Source organism: Arthrobacter sp. 131MFCol6.1 (assembly GCF_000374925.1).
Classification (GTDB): Bacteria; Actinomycetota; Actinomycetes; order Actinomycetales; family Micrococcaceae; genus Arthrobacter.
Genome location: NZ_KB895546.1, coordinates 154,096 through 173,781 on the forward strand (window position 1 = coordinate 154,096; position 19,686 = coordinate 173,781).

Genomic DNA, 19,686 nt, shown 5'->3' on the forward strand with positions numbered 1-19,686 from the left:
CTACGACGGAAGTTCAATGAGTGTCTGTCGGCGGTGTTCCGCTGATCTCTGTTGTCACTGATGGATTTCGCAGCACTGCGCCGAGGCGCACTGATGCAAGCTACTGTAGTGGCCTGCGCCACGTCCCGATAACACAGGTCCCGGCGAATGCCCAGATTGTTGAGAACTTGTTACCTAGTGGTAGCCGGGCACCGTGCCAGCGGAGGTGCACATACGCCTCCGGCGCCGGTCCCCGAAGGAATCCGGCGCCGGAGGCGTCGTGGCAGGCACGGCGTTTGCTGGTGTCCAGTTACAGCCGGACGAGCATCTTGCCGGTGTTGGCGCCGTCGAGCAGGTCCATGAAGGCCTGCGGGGCGTTGTCCAGCCCGTCCACCACCGTCTCGTCATAGCGGACCGTCCCGTCGGCCAGCCAGGCGGACATGGTCTCAACAAATTCGGCCATGTGCTGCCAGTAGCCGCCCACCAGGAAGCCCTTGAGCGTCAGCTGTTTGCCAATCGCCAGCATGAGGTTCCGCGGCGCCGGCGTCGGTTCGGTCGCGTTGTACTGGGCGATGGCCCCGCACATGGCCACCCGGCCACCGACCGTGAGGGAGGACAACGCTGCCTCGAGGTGCTCGCCGCCGACGTTGTCGAAGTAGACGTCGATCCCGCGTTCACCAGCGGCCGCGGCAAGTTGTTCCGCCACCGGGCCGTCGTGATAGTTGAAGGCGGCATCGAAACCGAGTTCGAGCAGCCGGGCCACCTTTTCCGGCGAGCCTGCGCTGCCGATCACCCGGGACGCGCCCATGGCCTTGGCGATCTGCCCCACGAGCGAGCCGACCGCGCCGGCGGCGCCCGAGACGAACACGGCGTCGCCGGGCTTGAATTCCGCGACCTTCAGCAGTCCCGCGTAGGCGGTCAGCCCGGTCATGCCGAGGGCGCCGAGGAATGCTGACGCGGGGGCCAGATCGGTGCGCGCCACCGTGGTGGCCGCGGCATCGACGACGGCGTATTCGCGCCAGCCCAGGCCGTGCAACACCGTGTCGCCCACAGCGCGGCCTTCGGCCCGGGACGCGATGACTTCGCCGACGGCGCCGCCGTCGAGTGCGGCATCCAGCGCAAACGGCGCGGAGTAGGACTTGACGTCGTTCATCCGCCCGCGCATGTACGGGTCTACCGAGATGTAGAGGTTGCGGACCAGGACCTGTCCGTCCTGCAGTTCGGGCAGCGCCGACTCGGCGAGGCGGAAGTTCGCCGGCACTGGACGGCCGTGCGGGCGGGACGCCAACTGGATCTCGCGGGTGGCGGCGGGAAGGGTGCGAGTTGCGGTGGTGTTGCTCATGCGGCTACCTCCAGGATGGTGATGTCGACGGCGATGTTGCCGCGGGTGGCGTTGGAGTACGGGCAAATCTGGTGGGCCTTGGCCACCAGGGCCTCGGCGGTGTCCCGGTCCACGGCGGGCAGGGCGATCTCAAGCTCGGCGGCCAGGCCGTAGCCGGCACCGTCCTCGAGTGCGCCGAAGTGGATCTTGGCGGCGACGGCGGAGTCCGTCAGGTCGGCGCGCTCCTTGCGTCCCACCAGGCGCAGGGCGGAGTGGAAGCACGCGGCGTAGCCGGCGGCAAAGAGCTGCTCGGGGTTGGTGCCCGCGCCGTCACCGCCGAGTTCGACCGGACTGGCCAGGGTGACGCTCAGCTTGCCGTCCTTGCTGACGGCGGTGCCGTCGCGGCCTTCGCCGGAGGCCAGGGCCTCTGCTGTGTAAAGGGTCTTCATGGGGTTTCCGTTCTGTCGGCGGGAAGTCTGGGCAGGTATGGGCCCAGCGGGGTGCCCGGCAAGGGCCCGGTATGGGGTCCTCGTGGGAAGGCTTGGGGGTAGGTCCAGTGGGTGGGCTTAATGCGAGGCGTGGAGCGCGCTTGTCAGCCGGGCCAGGGTGTCGCGGAGCTGGTCCAGTTCCGCGGCGGTGAGCCCGGCGGCGTCCGCCAGGCGCTGCGGGATGCCGCCGGCCTTGGCGCTCAGGGCGGCGCCAGCGTCGGTCAGGAAGATCTCCACGCGGCGCTCGTCCTCGGCGGAGCGGCGGCGCTGGACGAGGCCGAGCGCTTCGAGCCGCTTGAGCAGGGGCGAGAGCGTGCCGGAGTCCAGGCCCAGCTCCTCCCCCAGTTCACGGACGCTGCGCGGCTCCGCTTCCCAGAGCACCAGCATGGCGAGGTACTGCGGGTAGGTCAGGCCGAGCTCCTCGAGCATGGGCCGGTAGGCGGCCGTGGCGGCACGCGAGGCCGAGTACATCGCAAAGCACACCTGCCGGTTCAGGCGGAGCGCTTCCGGCCCGGCCGTGCGGGCTTCCTCTGGCGTAGTCATAGTTCCACCGTACGGCACGATTGAATCGCACGCAATTCAATTGTGCACAACTGAAGTGCGGAATGGGAACCGCCAGCCGGTGCGCAGGGGGCCAACGCGGCAGGAATCGCCGGAATTCCCCATGTTCGCAGGGCCCGACGGCGTGTCGGCCCGCATCGACGGGGTGTCCCGGCGTCGCGCCGGCAAAGGTGGGGAAACTCCGCGTCCGGCCCGGCAGGGCGCAGCGGGGCGGGTGGGCACAGCGGGAGGCCCGGGGCGGGTGGGCCGCGGGCGGAACGGTTTAGAGGTCGCGGATGGTGCGCAGGGCCGCCGCCGTGAGCACCTGGATGCCCAGGCCCAGCGCCCGCTCATCGACGATGTAGTCGCCGCGGTGGAGGTCGTACTCTTCCCCGCCGGGCGTCTTGGTGCCGAGGCGCATCATGGCGCCGGGGGTGTCGGCCAGGAACCAGGCGAAGTCTTCCCCGCCCATGGACTGCGGGGTCAGAACCACGGCGCCCTCGCCGATTTCGGCGCGGGCCGCGGCCTCGATCAGCGCGGTCTCGTGCTCGGAGTTGACCACCGGCGGCACGCCGCGGGTGTGTTCCAGGTGGACGTCGACGCCGTAGGGCTCGGCGACCTGCCGGATGATGTCGTCGAGCAGCTCGCCGGCGTCGTGCCAGGCGTCGCGGTCCAGGCAACGCATGGTCCCGGCCATGTAGCCGCTGCCGGGGATGGCGTTCGGGGCCGAGCCTGCGGAGATCTGACCCCAGACCACGGACACGCCGCTGCGGACATCGACGCGGCGCGAGAGCACGGCGGGAACATTGACCGCGATCTGCGCCAGGGCGAAGACCAGTTCCTCGGTCAGGTGGGGGCGCGAGGTGTGGCCGCCGCGGCCGGAGAGTTCAATCTTGATGGTGTCCGAGGCGGAGGTGATGGCCCCGATCCGGGTGCCGATCTTGCCGATCTCGATCCGGGGGTCGCAGTGCAGCGCCAAGATGCGCGGCACACCGTCCAGGACGCCCTGTTCGATGCACGAGGTGGCGCCGCCGGGCATGGTTTCCTCGGCCGGCTGGAAGATGATCCGGACCGTCCCGCGCAGCGGGGACACCTCGTGCATGCGCTGCAGGACCAGCGCGATCCCGAGCATGGTGGTGGTGTGGACGTCATGGCCGCAGGCGTGGGTCACGCCGTGGTTCTTCGAGGCGAACTCAAGGCCCGTTTCCTCGATGATCGGCAGGGCATCGATGTCCCCGCGCAGGGCGGTGGCGATGGGACCCTGCCCGACGTCGACCGTCAGGCCCGTGCCCTCGAGGCGGCGCGGTTTGAGCCCGGCTTCCTCGAGCCGTTTCGCCAGCTTGTCGGTGGTGCGGAACTCCTTGAACGAAAGTTCCGGATGCGCATGGAGGTCGCGGCGGAAAGCAATCAGCTCCGGCAGCAGGGGCTCCAGCCACGGCCCCACGAGAGTCGTGGGCTCAGCTTCAGTCGAATAGTTGCGCACGGAATAACTCTATCGAGCGGCCAAAGAATAGCGGCATCGGGTACGGCGCGTTACGGATTGCTGAACATTACGCAGGCCGTGATCCGCTCCCATCCGGCTACAGGACGTCGGTGTCGCCCTTGGCCTTGATGGCGTCCACGGCCTGCTTGACCCGCTGCGAGTGTTCCTTGGTGGTGACCAGCAGGGCGTCCGGGGTGTCAACGATCACGACGTCCTTGATGCCGATCAGGGCGATCACCCGCTTGGTATCGGAGACCACCACGCCGCTGGCGTTCTCGGTGAAGACGCGTGCGCCCTCGCCCAGGACCGTGACCTCGTCGACTTCCTTGGCGCTGTTGAGCCGGCCCACGGAGGCAAAGTCCCCGACGTCGTCCCAGAGGAACGTTCCGGGCACCACGGCGACGTCGCCGGCGGCGGCGGCTGGCTCGGCGACGGCGTAGTCAATGGCGATCTTGGGCAACGTGGGCCAGACCCGGGCAGTGACGGCGTCGCGCTCCGGGGTGTCCCAGGCCTTGGCGATTTCCTGGAGTCCGGCGAAGAGTTCGGGCTGGTTGGCTTCGAGGTGCTTGAGCATCAGCGAGACCGGGGCCACGAACATGCCCGCGTTCCAGACATATTCGCCGCTGTCGACGTACTCCTGGGCCACTTCCTCGCTGGGCTTCTCCACGAACTCCACGACGGACTGCGCGCTGGGCGCGTCGGGGATGTGCAGGTTCGCGCCGGAACGGATGTAGCCGAATCCGGTAGAAGGGTGGGTCGGCTTGATGCCGATGGTGACGATCTTCCCCGCGGCCGCGGTGTAAACGGCCTCACGGACGGCGTCCTGGAAGAGGTTGTCCGGGCTGATGACCTGGTCCGCGGCGAACGAGCCCATGATGATGTCCGGGTCCCGCTCGTGGAGGATCGCCGCGGCGAGGCCAATCGCAGCGCCGGAGTCCTTGGGTTCGCTTTCCAGGACGAGGTCGGCTTCCAGGACCTCAGGCAGCTGGCGGCAGACGGCTGCCCTGTGGGCGGAGCCGGTCACCACCAGCACGTGCTTGCCGGCGACGGGCTGGAGGCGGTCATAGGTCGCGCGCAGCAGAGTGCTGCCCGAACCGGTGAGGTCGTGAAGGAATTTCGGGGCTGCTGCCCGTGACAGGGGCCAGAGGCGGGTCCCCACCCCGCCCGCCGGAATGACCGCAATAAAACGGTCCAGCGGTGAATCCTGGCTTGTCACTTTGTCTGTAGTCATCACGGCTACTTTAGCCGACGGCGGCCAATTCGGCCCGAATTGGGCCCGGATCAGGCCCTGCCGGCGCCCGCAACCACGGCTAAATGTGGCGTTCGTCTCAAATCGGACGCAAAACCGCGCCGGGGCCTGTCAACAAGGGGTTCCTAAATTGAATAAGCTGTGAGCGAAGCCTAGATTTAGGCTTGAGCTTACGAGTGCTCTCGCAGCAGGCGTTCCCCCCGCGTGGATCCCATGCCAGCGCCGCTGTGTTGCAGGGAGGTTTATTCAGTGCCGACAAAACCAGCTGGCACCTTGTACCGCGGCCGTGAAGGCATGTGGTCCTGGGTTGGACACCGCATTACCGGTGTAGTGATTTTCTTCTTCTTGTTGGTCCACGTGCTGGACACCTCATTGGTGCGTGTGTCCCCCGAGGCCTACACCGCAGTGATTGGTGCCTACAAGAACCCCCTCATGGCCCTGGGTGAAACGGGCCTTGTAGCGGCGATCGTGTTCCACGCCTTCAACGGCCTGCGGATCATCGCCGTCGACTTCTGGAAGAAGGGTGCCAAGTACCAGCGTCAGATGCTCTGGACGGTCCTGGGCCTCTGGGTCGTCGTCATGGTCGGCTTCTCCATCCGCCACCTGTCCCTCGCCCTTGGAGGTCACTAAGCCATGACTGCAACTATTCAGAGCCCGCGTAGCGGAAAGATCCAGCCGAAGTACCGTCGCACCGGCGGCTCCAAGGGCAACTTCGAGATGCTCGCCTGGCTCTTCATGCGCCTCTCCGGCGTCGTGCTGGTGGTGCTGATCTTCGGCCACCTGACCGTGAACCTCCTGGTCGGCGAGGGCATCCACGCGATCGACTTCGGCTTTGTGGCCGGCAAGTGGGCCGATCCGTTCTGGCAGTTCTGGGACCTGGCCATGCTGTGGCTCGCCATGCTGCACGGCACCAACGGCGTCCGCACGATCATCAATGACTACGCCGAGAAGGACGCAACGCGCCTTTGGCTGAAGATTGTGCTCTACGCGGCCACCACGGTCATCATCATCCTGGGCACCCTGGTCATCTTCACGTTCGATCCGTGCCCCGTGGCCAACGGCGTCCAGCTTCCCGGCGGCTTCTGCCCCGCGCCATAGGGGCTCAGCCGTAACGGAGGAATCGCCGCGGACCGCAGCCCGTCCGGGCAGGAACCGGCGGTCCGTCACGGCAACTGATCTTGCCTGCCGAGCGCAGGCGCAGATTGCACGAGACTTCACCGGGCAGGCGCGGCCTGCCGGTGGTTTATAGCGAATTTTGAGAGAAAGAGCGTCTGGTATGCAGGTCCATAAGTACGACGTCGTGATCGTCGGTGCCGGTGGCGCCGGGATGCGCGCGGCGATCGAATCAGGTCAGCGCGCCCGAACAGCAGTACTGACCAAGCTCTACCCCACCCGGTCCCACACCGGCGCGGCGCAGGGCGGCATGTGTGCAGCCCTGGCCAACGTCGAGGAAGACAACTGGGAGTGGCACACCTTCGACACCATCAAGGGCGGCGACTACCTGGTTGACCAGGACGCCGCCGAGGTCATGGCGAAGGAAGCGATCGACGCCGTCCTGGACCTGGAAAAGATGGGCCTGCCGTTCAACCGCACGCCCGAGGGTCGCATTGACCAGCGCCGTTTCGGTGGCCACACCCGCGACCACGGCAAGGCACCGGTCCGCCGTGCCTGCTACGCCGCCGACCGCACCGGCCACATGATCCTGCAGACCCTGTACCAGAACTGCGTCAAGCACAACGTCGAGTTCTACAACGAGTACTACGTCCTGGACCTGCTGACCGTCGAAGAGGACGCTGTCCGCGAGGACGGCACACCGTACAAGCAGAAGCGCGTTGCCGGCGTCGTATCCTACGACCTCGCCTCCGGCGAACTGCACGTCTTCCAGGCCAAGTCCGTGGTGTTCGCCTCCGGCGGCGCCGGCAAGGTCTTCAAAACCACCTCCAACGCCCACACCCTGACCGGCGACGGCATGGGCATCGCGTTCCGCCGGGGCATCCCCCTGGAGGACATGGAATTCTTCCAGTTCCACCCGACCGGCCTGGCCGGGCTGGGCATCCTGCTCTCCGAGGCCGCCCGCGGCGAAGGCGCGATCCTGCGCAACTCCGAGGGTGAACGCTTCATGGAGCGCTACGCGCCCACCATCAAGGACCTCGCCCCGCGCGACATCGTGGCCCGCTCCATGGCCAACGAAGTCCGTGAGGGACGCGGCTGCGGCCCGAACAAGGACTACGTCCTCCTGGACCTGACGCACCTTGAGCCTGCGCACATCGATGCCAAGCTGCCGGACATCACCGAGTTCGCCCGCACCTACCTGGGTGTGGAGCCGTACACGGAGCCGGTTCCGGTGTTCCCGACGGCGCACTACGCCATGGGCGGCATCCCCACGAACATCAGCGCCGAGGTCCTCCAGGACAACGACACGGTGGTCCCGGGCCTCTACGCCGCCGGCGAGGTCGCCTGCGTCTCCGTCCACGGCTCCAACCGCCTGGGCACCAACTCGCTGCTGGACATCAACGTGTTCGGCAAGCGCGCCGGCATCGCCGCCGCCGAGTACGCCAAGACCGCCGACTTCGTGGAGCTCCCCGTTGACCCGGAGGCCTACACGCTGAACCTGCTGGACCACGTCCGCACCTCCGACGGCACCGAGAAGGTCGCTGCGATCCGCAAGGAACTGCAGGACACCATGGACGCCAACATGCAGGTGTTCCGCACCGCCGAGACGCTGAACCAAGTCCTGAAGGACATTGCCTCCTTCGAGGAGCGGTACCAGCGCATCAGCGTCCAGGACAAGGGCAAGCGCTTCAACCTGGACCTGCTCGAGGCAGTGGAGCTGGGCTTCCTGCTCGAGCTCGCCAAGGTCATGACCGTGGCGGCCCTGCACCGCGAGGAATCCCGCGGCGGCCACTTCCGCGAGGACTTCCCCGAGCGCGACGACGAAAAATTCATGAAGCACTCCATGGCGTACAAGGATGACCACGCCCCGGCGGACGGTTCCGCCGAGGCTATTGCCGGCATCCGGCTTGCCACCAAACCGGTGGTCTTTACGCGCTACGAGCCGATGGTGAGGAAGTACTAAGATGAGCGCTGAACTCGCTGAGCCAGCATCCAAGATCGAGCTGCCCGCCGGCGTCGGCGGCGGCGGGGAAATCCCGTCCTTCGACGTCACCCTGCGCGTGCGCCGCTACAACCCCGAGGTCTCCGAGGACGCCACGTGGGATGACTTCAAGGTCACCATGTACGGCACCGACCGTGTCCTGGACGCCCTGCACAAGATCAAGTGGGAGATGGACGGCAGCGTCTCCTTCCGCCGTTCCTGCGCCCACGGCGTCTGCGGCTCCGATGCCATGCGCATCAACGGCCGCAACCGCCTCGCCTGCAAGACACTGCTGAAGGACCTGGACACGTCCAAGCCCATCACGGTCGAGCCGATCAAGGGCCTGCCGGTGGAGAAGGACCTGATCGTGGACATGGAGCCGTTCTTCCAGTCCTTCCGCGAAGTCATGCCCTTCCTGATCAACCGCGGCCACGAGCCCACCAAGGAACGCCTGCAGTCCGCCGAGGACCGCGAGCGGTTCGACGACACCACCAAGTGCATCCTGTGCGCCGCGTGCACCTCGTCCTGCCCGGTGTTCTGGACCGACGGGCAGTACTTCGGCCCGGCGGCGATCGTCAACGCGCACCGCTTCATCTTCGATTCCCGCGATGACGCCGGCGACATGCGCCTGGAGATCCTCAACGACAAGGAAGGCGTGTGGCGCTGCCGCACCACCTTCAACTGCACCGAGGCATGCCCCCGCGGCATCCAGGTCACGCAGGCAATCGCTGAGGTCAAGCAGGCCATCCTGTCCCGCAAGATCTAAGGACCGGTTCCACCGGCCGCATTACCGGCTTCACCTTCAGTAATTACCGACGACGGCGCCTCTCACCTTCCGGGTGGGGGCGCCGTCGTCGTTTCCGCCCGCAATGATTCGCCCTCAGATGAAAGGGGACGCCGTGTCCCGCTCAGAAAAAGTCTCGTTCCAGGGTTCCACCGGCGAGCGGCTCTCCGGCGTGCTGGACCTGCCGGAGGGACCGGTCAAGGGCTGGGGCGTGTTCTCGCACGGCTTCACCCTGGGCAAGGACAGCCCCTCGGCGTCGCGGATGTGCAAGGCCCTGGCGGACAACGGCGTGGGGATGCTCCGGTTCGACAACCTGGGGCTCGGCGAGTCCGCGGGAATGTGGTCGGAGGGGTCCTTCAGCCACAAGGTGGCCGACACCGTCAAGTCCGCCGAATTCATGCGGGACTCGGACCGGCGGGTCTCCCTGCTGGTGGGCCACTCTTTCGGCGGCGCGGCCGTCCTGTCCGCCGCACGGCAGATCCCGGAGCTGAGGGCCGTGGCCACCGTGGGTGCCCCCTTCTCCCCCAAGCACGTGGCCCACGTCTTTGACGCGGCCCTGGACCGGATCCTGAGCGAGGGAAGCGCGGAGGTGGACCTCGGCGGCAAACGGGTGGAGATCCGCCGGCATTTCGTGGAGGACCTCGAGAACGCGGACCTGACGGACTGCATCCGGCAGCTGCACAAGCCGCTCATGGTGCTGCACTCCCCCACCGACAACACGGTGGGGATCGAAAACGCCAGCACCATCTTCCAGACGGCACGCCACCCGCGCAGCTTCGTCTCGCTGGAGGGCAGCGACCATCTGCTGACCGGCAAGGGCCAGGCGGCGCGTGCGGCGAAGATTATTTCGGCGTGGGCCGACCAGTACCTCGACGCCTGAACGCGGCGGCCAGCGGCCTGCGGCGGCCCCGCTGTTCGACCGGCGTTTTGCCCGGCTGGACGCGCCGGGCACCCCAGCCGGTGCTCGCCGCGGCGGGCCCGGCTTTGAGGTCCTCCTCTCGGATCGCCACCCACGCGGCACAGATCACGTACACCTGGCTGACCAGGTTGAACCAGATCAGCAGGCCGATGATGATGGCGAAGGGCGCCAGAATGGGGTTCTTGCCCGCGCTGGCCAGCAGCTGGGTGCTGAAGATCTGCAGGATGGTGGTGCCCACCGCCGCGAAGGTGGTCCCTTCCAGCAGGGAGCGCCGGGCCGGCTTCAGCCCCGCGGCCACCCGGTACATGATCAGGGCGGTGCCCCAGCCGAGCAGCAGCGGGACGAGGATCGTGACGGAGGTCGTCAGCGGCCCGGCAACTACCGGCTCGAGGCCCAGTTGCTCGGTAACCCATCCGGCGGCCGTGCCGAAGATCAGCGAGGCTGCGGAGCTGACTACCAGGGCCACCCCCATCAGCAGCAGCGTGCCGACGTCCTTAAGTATCTGCAGGATCGGATTCATCACCAGGGGGCCAAACTGCATCATGCTCCGCGTACCGTCGCGGATGCCGCTGATCCAGCCCAGGGCCGTGAACACCGTCACCACGGCGGCGATCCCGGCGGCCCAACCCAGGCTGGTGGGGTTGAGCAGCTCATAGGGGTCAACCAGCCCCTCGCTGCCGTCGACCTGCAACAGGCCGGGCGCGGCGGCGGCCACACTCTTGATGACCTGGTCCAGCAGGGCCGGATGGTCGCTGAGCACGAGCCCGGCCAAGGACAAGCCGGTGGCCAACAGACCCGTGATGGAGAAGAACATCCGGAAGCCAATGCCGGCACTCAACAGCGGGCCACGCTGGCGGAGGTAGTGCGAGTATACGCGCAGGGGCAGCAGCATGTTCAGCCGGGCCAGGAACCAGTTCATCATCGCAATCAGGGACGCGATCGTCCCGCCGCCGGAGCGCCGAACCCTGCCCCACTCGACCCTCTTGCGGATGACTTCCAGTTTCAGCCCGGCCAGATCGGTGGGGAGCGGCGGCTTATCGGGCGCCTGCGGTGCCGTCCGGGCCTCTGTCGTGGTCAGGTTTGGTCCCAAAATCAAGCTCTTCCCGTAGCTGCCAGATGCCGTTGTCATCGTGCTCGTAAAGACCCATGCTAGCGACCGGAAACGTGGCCCTGTAATCCTTCAGGACCGTTTCGGCCTCGTCGAGGCTTTCCGGGGCGACGTCATGGGCCACGGTAACGTGCGGGTGGTAGCCGAACGGCAATTCCCGCTCCAGCGGGCCGGACTGCAACTGGCGGTGCAGGTTCACGCAGTCCCCGAATCCGTCCTCGACGTTCAGGAAGACCACCGGGGACACCGGCCGGAAAGATCCGGTCCCCGCGATGGTCACCGTGAAGGGCTCCTGCCGCCGGGCCACGTCCCGGACATGGCGCTGGGTCGCAGCCCAGTCCTGCGTCATGGTGGTGGTGACCAGGGTGATGTGTGCCGGGACGACGGCGGCCATGGGATCCCCGAAGGATGCCCGCCAGCGCTGGAGCTCCTCGGCGATGTCCGCCGGGAACCTCAGGATCACACCGATGCTGATGCCTTCGCTGCGCTGTCCGTTCGACGAGGCGGCTTTCGCGGTGACTTTGCTGACGGAGGACATTGACCTAGCGGACTCCCTGGGCGCCGGCGTAGGGCAGGAACCCCACCTTGGCATAGACGTCGCGCAGGGTGAGCGAGGCAATCTCCCGGGCCTTGTCCGCGCCGAGGCCCAGCAGCCGGTCCAGCTCCGCGGGATCGTCCAGCAGCTCCTTGGCCCGGTTCCGGATCGGGGTCAGGTGCTCCGTAACCACCTCGGCGAGGTCCGCCTTGAGGTGGCCGTACATCTTGCCCTCATAGGCGGTGACGAGGGCGTCGACGCTCTGCCCGGTGATCGAGGAGTAGATGGTCAGCAGGTTGGACACGCCGGGCTTCGCCTCCCGGTCGAACCGGATTTCGGTTTCTGTGTCAGTCACGGCGGACTTGATCCGCTTGGCCGTGACCTTGGGCTCGTCCAGCAGGTTGATCAGCCCTGCCGGTGACTCCGCAGACTTGGACATCTTGGCGGTGGGGTGCTGCAGATCGTAGATCTTCGCGGATTCCTTCTGGATGAAGGGCTGCGGCACCGTGAACGTGTCGCCGAAGCGGGAGTTGAACCGCTGGGCCAGGTCGCGGCTGAGCTCCACGTGCTGGCGCTGGTCCTCGCCCACGGGGACACCGTGCGGCTGGTACAGGAGGATGTCCGCTGCCTGCAGGATCGGGTAGGTGAACAGCCCGACGCTGGCGTGGTCTGAACCCTGTTTGTGCGCCTTGTCCTTGAACTGGGTCATCCGGGACGCCTCGCCAAAGCCCGTGATGCAGTTCAGGACCCACGCCAGCTGGGCATGTTCGGGCACCTGGGACTGGACGAAGAGCGTGCACTTGTCGACGTCGACGCCGCCGGCAATGTACTGCGCGGCCGTGACCCGGGTGCGGTGCGCCAGCTCGGCCGGATCCTGCGGAACGGTGATCGCGTGCAGGTCCGGGATGAAGAAGATGGCGTCGTACTCGTCCTGCATCTGGACCCAGTTCACGAGGGCGCCGAGATAGTTGCCCAGGTGCAGGGAGTCGGCGGAGGGCTGCATGCCGGAGAGGATGCGGTGCCGGGCCGCGGTGGCCGCAGAGGCGTCCTTCGCGGTGGCAGTCGCAACGTCGGGGGCGACGCCGGCCTGGGTCACAGTGGTCGCAGTTGAAGTGGTGGTCATTCGTGGAAGCCTTAAGACTAGAGCCGGTAGTCCACTACCAGCGGGGCGTGGTCGGAGAAGCGTGTGTCCCAGGACGCAGCCCGGTCAACAACGGCTGACACTGCGGCAGCAGCGAGAGCGGGCGTGGCCATGTGGTAATCGATGCGCCAGCCGGTGTCGTTGTCGAAGGCCTGGCCCCGTTGCGACCACCAAGTGTAGGGGCCGTCGACGTTACCCGCCAGGCCCCTGTGAACATCCTTCCAGCCGATTTCCTCGCCGAAGAAGCGGTCAAAATACGCCCTCTCCTCCGGCAGGAAGCCGGCACGTTTGACGTTGCCCTTCCAGTTCCTGATATCCAGCTCCGTGTGGCCGACGTTGAGGTCACCCACCACCAGAGCGTGGTCACTGTGTTTGGCGAGTTCGGGCAGCCGCTGGACCATGACGTCGAGGAATCTGAATTTGTCGTCCTGCTTGGGGGTGCCGGCCTCGCCCGAGTGCACGTAGGCGCTCACGACGGTCAGCTGTGAGGCCTGCCCGTCGGCGTCCCGCACGATGTAGTCCGCCTCGACCCAGCGTCCGGCCGTGGCGAAGAAGTCATCGCCGATCCCCACCCGGGTGGCCTGCGGCTCTTCCCGGGATGCAATGGCAACGCCGGCCCGGCCCTTGGCCTCGGCCTCGGCGTGGAGAATGTACCAGCCCTCGCCGAGCAGTTCCTCGACGATCGCGTCCGGCGCGCGGACCTCCTGGAGGCACAAGATGTCCACCTCGCGCGGTTCAAGCCATTCCGCCATGCCCTTCTTGTAGGCGGCACGAAGGCCGTTGACGTTGACTGACGCGATGCGAAGGTGGTCCTTCTTCAATGCCGAGCTCACCCGATCCACTCTAGTCGATGATGGTTCCGCTGACGGGAGCGTCATCGCCGCCCGAGGATTTGATCATGTCCCGCGCGTTGGTGGCGGTGATCTCGATGGTCTCCAGAGCACGGCTGATCGTATCGCGGTCCGCCGCCTCGCCCTTCGCCCGCTCCTGCTCGACCACACGGACCTGGACCTGGACAATCTTGAAGGAGTGGTCCAGCTTCATGTCCCGGATGCTGTCCGCTGCGCGGCTTTCGCTCACCACACGGGTGCCGCCGTGGTCCGCACTGGCCGTCGCCGGCGGCCGCCCGGCGGCGGCGTTGAACGCGTTCTGGGCCTCGTTCAGCCTGGCCCCGGCCTTCTTGGCGGCCTTCTGGATGCTGAACACGACGAAGGAGGCCAGCGCCAGCCAGAAGCCGGCGATGATCGCCACGATCCAGCCCACGACGTCGTTCTGGTTGGCCGCGAAGATCACGGCCACCACGAACGCGATGATGAAGACCAGCAGCCCCGGACCGCTGATGCGGAACATGGAGTACCGGCCGCGGGCCGTGGTGTCGTTGGACGTGGACGAGGAGCTACCCAGAGATTGCATGAGCCCATTATCGCAAACGGGGCCGGCCGCCCGCTGCGCTTCCACCCCGGGCGAACGCCGCCCCGGCGCTGAGCCTAGGTCAGGACAAGACAGAACGGGTGGCCGCTGGGGTCCGTGTAGACCCGGAAGGTCTTGCCGCCGCCCGTCTGGCGCGTGGCGCCCAGCCGGAGGACTTCCGCCTCTCCGGCGTCGAGGTCCCCGACTTTCACGTCCACGTGCATCTGCTGCGGGTGCTCGGCGTCGGGCCACTGCGGCCGGACCAGTCGGTCCACGCGCTGGAAGGCGACGGCGGGACGATCGGCGGCGTCGCCAATCGAAATCCACTCCTCTTCCTCCTGCACCCGGATCATACCCAGCAGCTCCTGGTAGAAGCTGGCCAGGGTGTCAGGGTCCTCGCAGTCGATGACGAGGGCCTGCCATTGTCCGATCATGGGTTCTCCTATTCCAGGGACGGCTACTTGCGGGACGGCTACTTGAGGAACAGTTTGCCCAGGCGGCTCGTGGTGAGCAGGACGCCGAGGGCAATCATGACCAGGTAGTAGCCGATGTGCACGGCGGTGGCCGGGGTGAACACCCCCACGCTGATCTGCCGCAGCAGTTCCACGCCGTGCCACAGCGGCATGGCCTGGATCAGCCACTGGACGGCCTGCGGGTAGACGCTGAGCGGGTAGAACGTGGCACTGAAGAGGAACATCGGCAGCATGATGAAGTTGATCCAGTCCATTTGCTGGAATGTCTTCATGAAGCTCGTGATCCCCATGCCGAAGCTCGCGAAGCCGAAGGCGATCAGCACCGAGGCCGGGATCATCAGGATGGCCCACGGTGTGGTGATGAGGCCCATCAGGCCCATCACGGCCGTGAAGCCGGTGGCGTACATGGCCCCGCGCAGCAGGGCGAGGAAGATTTCGCCCATGGCAACATCCAGCGGCCCCAGCGAGGTGTAGAGCATGCCCTGGTACAGCTTGGCGAAGTTCATCTTGAAGAAGACGTTCCACGTCGAGTCGTAGACGGCGCCGTTCATGGCGGACACGGCCAGCAGCGCCGGCGCGATGTACGCCGCGTAGCTGATTTCCTGCCCGCCCGGGCCCTGGACCGACCCGACAATCGCGCCCAGGCCCACCCCCATGGAGATCAGGTACAGCACGGGTTCAAAGAACCCGGAGGCCATGACCATCCAGTTGCTGCTCTTGGTGGCCATGAGCCCGCGGGCGACGACGGCGCGGACATTGCGGGAGTAGATGGGCCCGAAGCGGCGGCGGCGCGCGGCTTCGGTGACGCTGTGGTCCCCGGTGTTGAAATTTCCGGTCAGGACGCTCATGAGGCCATCCTTTTGGCGAACTTGCGTTTGGTCAGGACCCAGCCGGCAACCGCCAGGGTCAGCAGGAAGAGGACGTGGACGATGGTGAGCCACGGCGCTTCCTCGTACCCGTAGCTGACCACGCGGCCAAGCTCCGTTCCGTGCCAGATCGGAGAGATCCAGCCGATCCAGCGGACTGCGAGCGGGAGGGTGTCCAGCGGGAAGAACGTGCCGGAGAACAGGAACAGCGGCATGACAATGAACCGCATGACCATGGCGAACTGGCCCTTGTCGTGCTGGATAGTGGCCGCATAGGCCATGAGCGGCAGGCCGAAGGACAGGCCGGCGAGCGTGGCGATGAGGATCGACACCCAGCCCCACGCGCCGGGGGCGGCGCCGAAGAGCGCGACGACGGCGAAGTAGATGGCCGACTGCAACAGGAAGCGCACCGTCACGGCGATGATCTGGCCGCCGGCGATCTGCTCGGGAGTCAGCGGCGAGGCGTGCGGGCCGTAGTAGACACGCCGCCACTTGAAGCCGTCCATCACGGGGAAAGTGAACTCGTTGGCCGCCGTCATGACGGCGGCCGAGATCAGCAGGGCCGGCGCGATGAACGTCAGGTAGCTGACCCCGCCGAAGACGCCGGCGCCGTTGGACTCGACGAGGGTGGCCAGGCCAACGCCCATCGCGAACAGGTAGGCCACCGGCTGTCCCACGCCGTACATCACGATGGTCCAGCCGTAGCCCTTCATGACCCGCAGGACCTGTTCGGCGTAGTAGAACGCGCCCCAGCGGCGGGCGCGGGCGGCCGAGACTTCCGGCGAGTGCGCGCGCAGGGCCGTCCCCGCCGCCGTCGTCCCCGCCGCCTGAATTGGCTGAGTCAACTCTTCCTTCTTAGTCAACGAGGCTCCTGCCGGTCAGGCGCAGGAAGACATCTTCGAGGGAGGAGCGGCGGACCAGTGAGGTGACCGGACGCAGGCCCCGGGCGGTGACCTGCTCCAGGGCGGCCTCGCCGTCGTGGGCGTAGATGAGCACCCGGTCCGGCAGGGTTTCCACGCGTTCGCCGATGCCGCCGAGCTCCGCGCCGACGCTCGCGTTGCGCTCCGAGCCGAAGCGCAGTTCCAGGACCTCCCGGGTGGAGTATTCGCGGATCAGGCTGGCCGGCGATCCCTCGGCCATGATCTTGCCCTTGTCTACCACGATCAGGCGGTCGCAGAGCTGCTCGGCCTCGTCCATGTAGTGCGTGGTGAGGATCAGGGTGACGCCCTGTTCCTTGAGCCGGAACAGCCGGTCCCAGAGGATGTGCCGCGCCTGCGGGTCAAGGCCCGTCGTGGGCTCGTCGAGCAGCAGGATCCGGGGCTCGTTGATGAGCGAGCGGGCGATCGTCAGGCGCCGCTTCATGCCGCCGGAGAGGGCATCGACTTTGGAGTTGGCCTTGTCCGTGAGCTGGGCGAATTCCAGCAGCTCGTCGGCCTTGGGCTTGAGGTAGCTCGTCGGCAGGCCGAAATAGCGGCCGTAGACCAGCAGGTTGTCCCGGACTTTCAGTTCCTCGTCCAGGTTGTCCTGCTGCGGCACGACGCCCAGATGGGCGCGGACCTCCGGCCCGTGCTGTTCGGGGTCCAGGCCCATGATGTCCAGGCTGCCGGAGGTGCGCTGCGAGACGCCGCCGATCATCTTCATCGTGGTGGACTTGCCGGCGCCGTTGGGGCCCAGCAGGCCGAAGGCTTCCCCGGCGGGGACGCGGAAGGAGATGCCGTCGACGGCGGTGACGTCGCCGTAACGTTTGGTGAGGTTCTCGGCGGTGATGACGTACTGGGGAGCGGCGTCGGAGGCGCTGCTCACACGTGATTCTTTAGAGGCAAGTTCAGACACCCGCACTACGGTAGTGGATCCCCGCAAACTATGAAAGAGTCTTTTCGTAAAAACTCCTGACGTATCCGTTCCGTTATGCCGGCAGGCGGTAAACCGTGCGGAATCCTGCGGTGGTTGGGCCCGCAGAACGCCGGCCCAACCACCGCGGGAGCCTTAGGCGAGCCCCCGCGTGGCGTTCCGCTGCTCAGCGGTTTTTCGCTGCCAAGTGGCGTTCCGCGGTTTCCACCACATTGGCGAGCAGCATGGCGCGGGTCATCGGGCCCACTCCCCCGGGGTTCGGCGAGAGCCAGGCGGCGACGTCGGCCGCAGCGGGGTCCACGTCTCCGGTGACCACGGCCTTGCCGCTGCCGTCATCGACCCGGCTGACACCGACGTCGAGCACGATTGCCCCGGGCTTGAGGTCCCCGGCCTTGATCATGTGCGGCTGCCCGGCGGCGGCGATCACGACGTCGGCCTGCCGCAGTTCTGCCGGCAGGTCCACCGTTCCGGTGTGGGCCAGGATGACGGTGGCATTGACGTCCTTGCGGGTCAGCAGCAGACCCACGGGGCGGCCGATGGTGACGCCGCGTCCCACCACGAGGACGCGCTTGCCGTTCAGGTCGATCCCGTGCCGGGTCAGCAGCTCCACGCAGCCCTTGGGCGTGCACGGCAGCGGGGACTTCATGGGTCCGCTGACGTTGGCCACGAGCCGGCCCAGGTTCATCGGGTGCAGGCCGTCGGCGTCCTTCTCGGGATCCATGGCCTCCAGGATGACGTCCTGGTCGATGTGTTTGGGCAGGGGCAGCTGGACGATGTAGCCGGTGCATTCCGGGTTCTCGTTGAGCTCGCGGACCACGGCCAGGAGGTCGTCCTGGCTGGTCTCTTCCGGCAGGTCGCGGCGGATGGAGGTGATGCCCACCTCGGCGCAGTCCTTGTGCTTGCCGCCGACGTACCAGGTGCTGCCGGGATCGGAGCCCACCAGGATGGTGCCCAGCCCGGGGGTGATGCCCTGGGCCTTGAGCACGGCCACGCGCTCGGTCAGCTCGGCCTTGATGGCGGCGGCGGTAGCCTTGCCGTCAAGGATCCGTGCAGTGTCAGCCGTTTTTGCGGCTGCTTTTGCGGTGTCAGTAGAAGTCATGGCCTACCACTGCTCGTGCTGCGGGTACAGCGGGAAGTCGGCGGCGAGCTTGTCCACGCGTGCCTGCAGGGACTCGATCTCCGTGGCAGCTCCGGACTTCAGCGCCGTGGCGATGATGTCCGCCACCTCGGTGAATTCCTCGGCGCCGAAGCCGCGGGTGGCCAGGGCCGGGGTGCCGATGCGCAGGCCGGAGGTGACCATCGGCGGGCGGGGGTCGAACGGCACGGCGTTGCGGTTGACGGTGATGCCGATCGAGTGCAGGAGGTCCTCGGCCTGCTGGCCGTCCAGCTGGGAGTTGCGCAGGTCCACCAGGACCAGGTGCACGTCGGTGCCGCCGGTCAGGACCGAGACGCCGGCTCCGGCGACGTCGGCCTGGCCGAGGCGCTCGGCGATGATCTTGGCGCCTTCGAGCACGCGTTCCTGGCGCTCCTTGAATTCCTCGGTGCCGGCGATCTTGAAGGCCACGGCCTTTGCGGCGATCACGTGCATGAGCGGGCCGCCCTGCTGGCCGGGGAACACGGCGGAGTTAAGCTTCTTGGCCCACTCCTGCTTGGCCAGGATGACGCCGGAGCGCGGACCGGAGAGCGTCTTGTGGACGGTGGAGGTCACGACGTCGGAGTACGGCACCGGGCTCGGGTGCAGTCCGGCGGCGACGAGGCCGGCGAAGTGCGCCATGTCGGTCCAGAGCAGTGCGCCAACCTCGTCGGCGATCGAACGGAAGGCCTCGAAATCGAGGTGCCGCGGGTAGGCGGACCAGCCGGCGATAATCACCTGCGGCTTTTCGGCGATGGCCTGCTCGCGCAGCTTGTCCATGTCGATCCGGAAGTCATGTTCCTCGACCTGGTAGGCGGCGACGTTGTAGAGCTTCCCGGAGAAGTTCAGCTTCATGCCGTGGGTGAGGTGCCCGCCGTGGGCAAGGGACAGGCCCAGGATCTTGTCGCCCGGGGTGATCATGGCGGCGAGCGCGGCGGCGTTGGCCTGCGCGCCGGAGTGCGGCTGCACGTTGGCGTATTCGGCGCCGAACAGTTCCTTGACGCGGTCGATCGCGAGCTGCTCGGCGACGTCGACGTATTCACACCCGCCGTAGTAGCGGCGTCCCGGGTAGCCCTCGGCGTACTTGTTGGTCAGGACGGACCCCTGGGCTTCCATCACGGCGCGCGGGGCGAAGTTCTCGGAAGCGATCATTTCCAGGGTGCCGCGCTGGCGGCCAAGTTCCTGGGCGAGGACGGCGGCGATTTCAGGGTCGAGTTCGGCCAGCGGCTGGTTGCTCACGGCGGCTGAGGTGGCGGTGGTAGTAGTCACGAGGAACTCCTGGTAGGCAACGGGTACGGCTATTGGTCAGGCTA

General features: G+C 66.9%; 21 protein-coding genes. 5 read left to right on the top strand and 16 right to left on the bottom strand.

Annotated elements, in window-relative coordinates:
* Positions 1-289: 289 nt before the first annotated feature.
* From C566_RS0112790 to C566_RS0112810, 5 genes are all read right to left on the bottom strand, one after another.
* Positions 290-1,321 (bottom strand): NADP-dependent oxidoreductase, encoded by a 1,032-nt coding sequence (locus C566_RS0112790; RefSeq protein WP_018774743.1) that lies wholly within the window; start codon positions 1,319-1,321, stop codon positions 290-292.
* On the bottom strand, positions 1,318-1,749 hold the full coding sequence (locus C566_RS0112795) for an organic hydroperoxide resistance protein (RefSeq protein ID WP_018774744.1): 432 nt from the start codon (positions 1,747-1,749) through the stop codon (positions 1,318-1,320). The genes C566_RS0112790 and C566_RS0112795 overlap by 4 nt, the downstream gene beginning before the upstream one ends.
* Positions 1,750-1,866: 117 nt before the next feature.
* Positions 1,867-2,331 (bottom strand): MarR family winged helix-turn-helix transcriptional regulator, encoded by a 465-nt coding sequence (locus tag C566_RS0112800; RefSeq protein WP_018774745.1) that lies wholly within the window; start codon positions 2,329-2,331, stop codon positions 1,867-1,869.
* A 280-nt stretch (positions 2,332-2,611) separates the two neighbouring features.
* The gene (locus C566_RS0112805; protein WP_026266654.1) at positions 2,612-3,811 is read right to left on the bottom strand and encodes an amidohydrolase; all 1,200 of its coding nucleotides are present in this window, start codon (positions 3,809-3,811) and stop codon (positions 2,612-2,614) included.
* Between the two features lie 97 nt (positions 3,812-3,908).
* A complete protein-coding gene (locus tag C566_RS0112810) occupies positions 3,909-5,042 on the bottom strand; it encodes a mannose-1-phosphate guanylyltransferase (protein ID WP_026266655.1) in 1,134 nt (377 codons plus the stop codon).
* 267 nt (positions 5,043-5,309) lie between these two features.
* On the opposite strand from C566_RS0112810, the gene sdhC reads away from it, so the two are divergent.
* From sdhC to C566_RS0112835, 5 genes are all read left to right on the top strand, one after another.
* Entirely contained in the window at positions 5,310-5,690 is a 381-nt protein-coding gene (sdhC, locus tag C566_RS0112815) for a succinate dehydrogenase, cytochrome b556 subunit (protein WP_079553238.1), read from the top strand.
* 3 nt (positions 5,691-5,693) lie between these two features.
* The gene (locus C566_RS0112820) at positions 5,694-6,158 is read left to right on the top strand and encodes a succinate dehydrogenase hydrophobic membrane anchor subunit (protein WP_018774749.1); all 465 of its coding nucleotides are present in this window, start codon (positions 5,694-5,696) and stop codon (positions 6,156-6,158) included.
* 178 nt (positions 6,159-6,336) lie between these two features.
* A complete protein-coding gene (gene sdhA / locus C566_RS0112825) occupies positions 6,337-8,136 on the top strand; it encodes a succinate dehydrogenase flavoprotein subunit (RefSeq protein WP_018774750.1) in 1,800 nt (599 codons plus the stop codon).
* A gap of 1 nt (position 8,137) precedes the next feature.
* Positions 8,138-8,920, top strand: a complete 783-nt coding sequence (locus tag C566_RS0112830) for a succinate dehydrogenase iron-sulfur subunit (RefSeq protein WP_018774751.1) — start codon at positions 8,138-8,140, stop codon at positions 8,918-8,920.
* A 133-nt stretch (positions 8,921-9,053) separates the two neighbouring features.
* On the top strand, positions 9,054-9,818 hold the full coding sequence (locus C566_RS0112835) for an alpha/beta hydrolase family protein (RefSeq protein WP_026266656.1): 765 nt from the start codon (positions 9,054-9,056) through the stop codon (positions 9,816-9,818).
* On the opposite strand, the gene C566_RS21460 is transcribed toward C566_RS0112835, so the two are convergent.
* From C566_RS21460 to glyA, 11 genes are all read right to left on the bottom strand, one after another.
* Entirely contained in the window at positions 9,781-10,947 is a 1,167-nt protein-coding gene (locus C566_RS21460; RefSeq protein WP_018774753.1) for a YihY/virulence factor BrkB family protein, read from the bottom strand. The genes C566_RS0112835 and C566_RS21460 overlap by 38 nt on opposite strands.
* Positions 10,892-11,503: a 2'-5' RNA ligase family protein gene (locus tag C566_RS0112845; RefSeq protein WP_018774754.1), complete on the bottom strand. Its 612-nt coding sequence runs from the start codon at positions 11,501-11,503 to the stop codon at positions 10,892-10,894. Before C566_RS0112845 ends, C566_RS21460 begins: the two co-directional genes overlap by 56 nt.
* A gap of 4 nt (positions 11,504-11,507) precedes the next feature.
* On the bottom strand, positions 11,508-12,623 hold the full coding sequence (gene trpS, locus C566_RS0112850) for a tryptophan--tRNA ligase (protein WP_018774755.1): 1,116 nt from the start codon (positions 12,621-12,623) through the stop codon (positions 11,508-11,510).
* A 17-nt stretch (positions 12,624-12,640) separates the two neighbouring features.
* Positions 12,641-13,474: an exodeoxyribonuclease III gene (locus tag C566_RS0112855; RefSeq protein ID WP_026266657.1), complete on the bottom strand. Its 834-nt coding sequence runs from the start codon at positions 13,472-13,474 to the stop codon at positions 12,641-12,643.
* A 10-nt stretch (positions 13,475-13,484) separates the two neighbouring features.
* Complete coding sequence (locus C566_RS0112860; protein ID WP_018774757.1) at positions 13,485-14,054, bottom strand: hypothetical protein; 570 nt, start codon at positions 14,052-14,054, stop codon at positions 13,485-13,487.
* A gap of 74 nt (positions 14,055-14,128) precedes the next feature.
* Positions 14,129-14,485 (bottom strand): VOC family protein, encoded by a 357-nt coding sequence (locus C566_RS0112865; protein ID WP_018774758.1) that lies wholly within the window; start codon positions 14,483-14,485, stop codon positions 14,129-14,131.
* A gap of 38 nt (positions 14,486-14,523) precedes the next feature.
* Positions 14,524-15,372 (bottom strand): ABC transporter permease, encoded by an 849-nt coding sequence (locus tag C566_RS0112870; protein ID WP_018774759.1) that lies wholly within the window; start codon positions 15,370-15,372, stop codon positions 14,524-14,526.
* Positions 15,369-16,235: an ABC transporter permease gene (locus C566_RS0112875; RefSeq protein ID WP_018774760.1), complete on the bottom strand. Its 867-nt coding sequence runs from the start codon at positions 16,233-16,235 to the stop codon at positions 15,369-15,371. Before C566_RS0112875 ends, C566_RS0112870 begins: the two co-directional genes overlap by 4 nt.
* Positions 16,236-16,245: 10 nt before the next feature.
* Positions 16,246-17,193 (bottom strand): ABC transporter ATP-binding protein, encoded by a 948-nt coding sequence (locus C566_RS0112880; RefSeq protein ID WP_018774761.1) that lies wholly within the window; start codon positions 17,191-17,193, stop codon positions 16,246-16,248.
* Positions 17,194-17,407: 214 nt separating this feature from the next.
* Positions 17,408-18,340, bottom strand: coding sequence for a bifunctional methylenetetrahydrofolate dehydrogenase/methenyltetrahydrofolate cyclohydrolase (locus tag C566_RS0112885; protein ID WP_018774762.1), 933 nt, complete (start codon positions 18,338-18,340; stop codon positions 17,408-17,410).
* Positions 18,341-18,343: 3 nt separating this feature from the next.
* Complete coding sequence (gene glyA, locus C566_RS0112890) at positions 18,344-19,642, bottom strand: serine hydroxymethyltransferase (RefSeq protein ID WP_018774763.1); 1,299 nt, start codon at positions 19,640-19,642, stop codon at positions 18,344-18,346.
* Positions 19,643-19,686: the final 44 nt, after the last annotated feature.

Bases quoted from the DNA above. Each gene is read 5' to 3' on its own strand.
- C566_RS0112845 (WP_018774754.1), bottom strand. From the start codon at position 11,503: ATGTCCTCCGTCAGCAAAGTCACCGCGAAAGCCGCCTCGTCGAACGGA.
- C566_RS0112865 (WP_018774758.1), bottom strand. From the start codon at position 14,485: ATGATCGGACAATGGCAGGCCCTCGTCATCGACTGCGAGGACCCTGAC.
- C566_RS0112860 (WP_018774757.1), bottom strand. From the start codon at position 14,054: ATGCAATCTCTGGGTAGCTCCTCGTCCACGTCCAACGACACCACGGCC.
- C566_RS0112790 (WP_018774743.1), bottom strand. From the start codon at position 1,321: ATGAGCAACACCACCGCAACTCGCACCCTTCCCGCCGCCACCCGCGAG.
- C566_RS0112870 (WP_018774759.1), bottom strand. From the start codon at position 15,372: ATGAGCGTCCTGACCGGAAATTTCAACACCGGGGACCACAGCGTCACC.
- trpS (WP_018774755.1), bottom strand. From the start codon at position 12,623: ATGACCACCACTTCAACTGCGACCACTGTGACCCAGGCCGGCGTCGCC.
- C566_RS0112885 (WP_018774762.1), bottom strand. From the start codon at position 18,340: ATGACTTCTACTGACACCGCAAAAGCAGCCGCAAAAACGGCTGACACT.
- C566_RS0112800 (WP_018774745.1), bottom strand. From the start codon at position 2,331: ATGACTACGCCAGAGGAAGCCCGCACGGCCGGGCCGGAAGCGCTCCGC.
- C566_RS0112810 (WP_026266655.1), bottom strand. From the start codon at position 5,042: ATGACTACAGACAAAGTGACAAGCCAGGATTCACCGCTGGACCGTTTT.
- C566_RS0112795 (WP_018774744.1), bottom strand. From the start codon at position 1,749: ATGAAGACCCTTTACACAGCAGAGGCCCTGGCCTCCGGCGAAGGCCGC.
- C566_RS0112830 (WP_018774751.1), top strand. From the start codon at position 8,138: ATGAGCGCTGAACTCGCTGAGCCAGCATCCAAGATCGAGCTGCCCGCC.
- C566_RS0112820 (WP_018774749.1), top strand. From the start codon at position 5,694: ATGACTGCAACTATTCAGAGCCCGCGTAGCGGAAAGATCCAGCCGAAG.
- sdhA (WP_018774750.1), top strand. From the start codon at position 6,337: ATGCAGGTCCATAAGTACGACGTCGTGATCGTCGGTGCCGGTGGCGCC.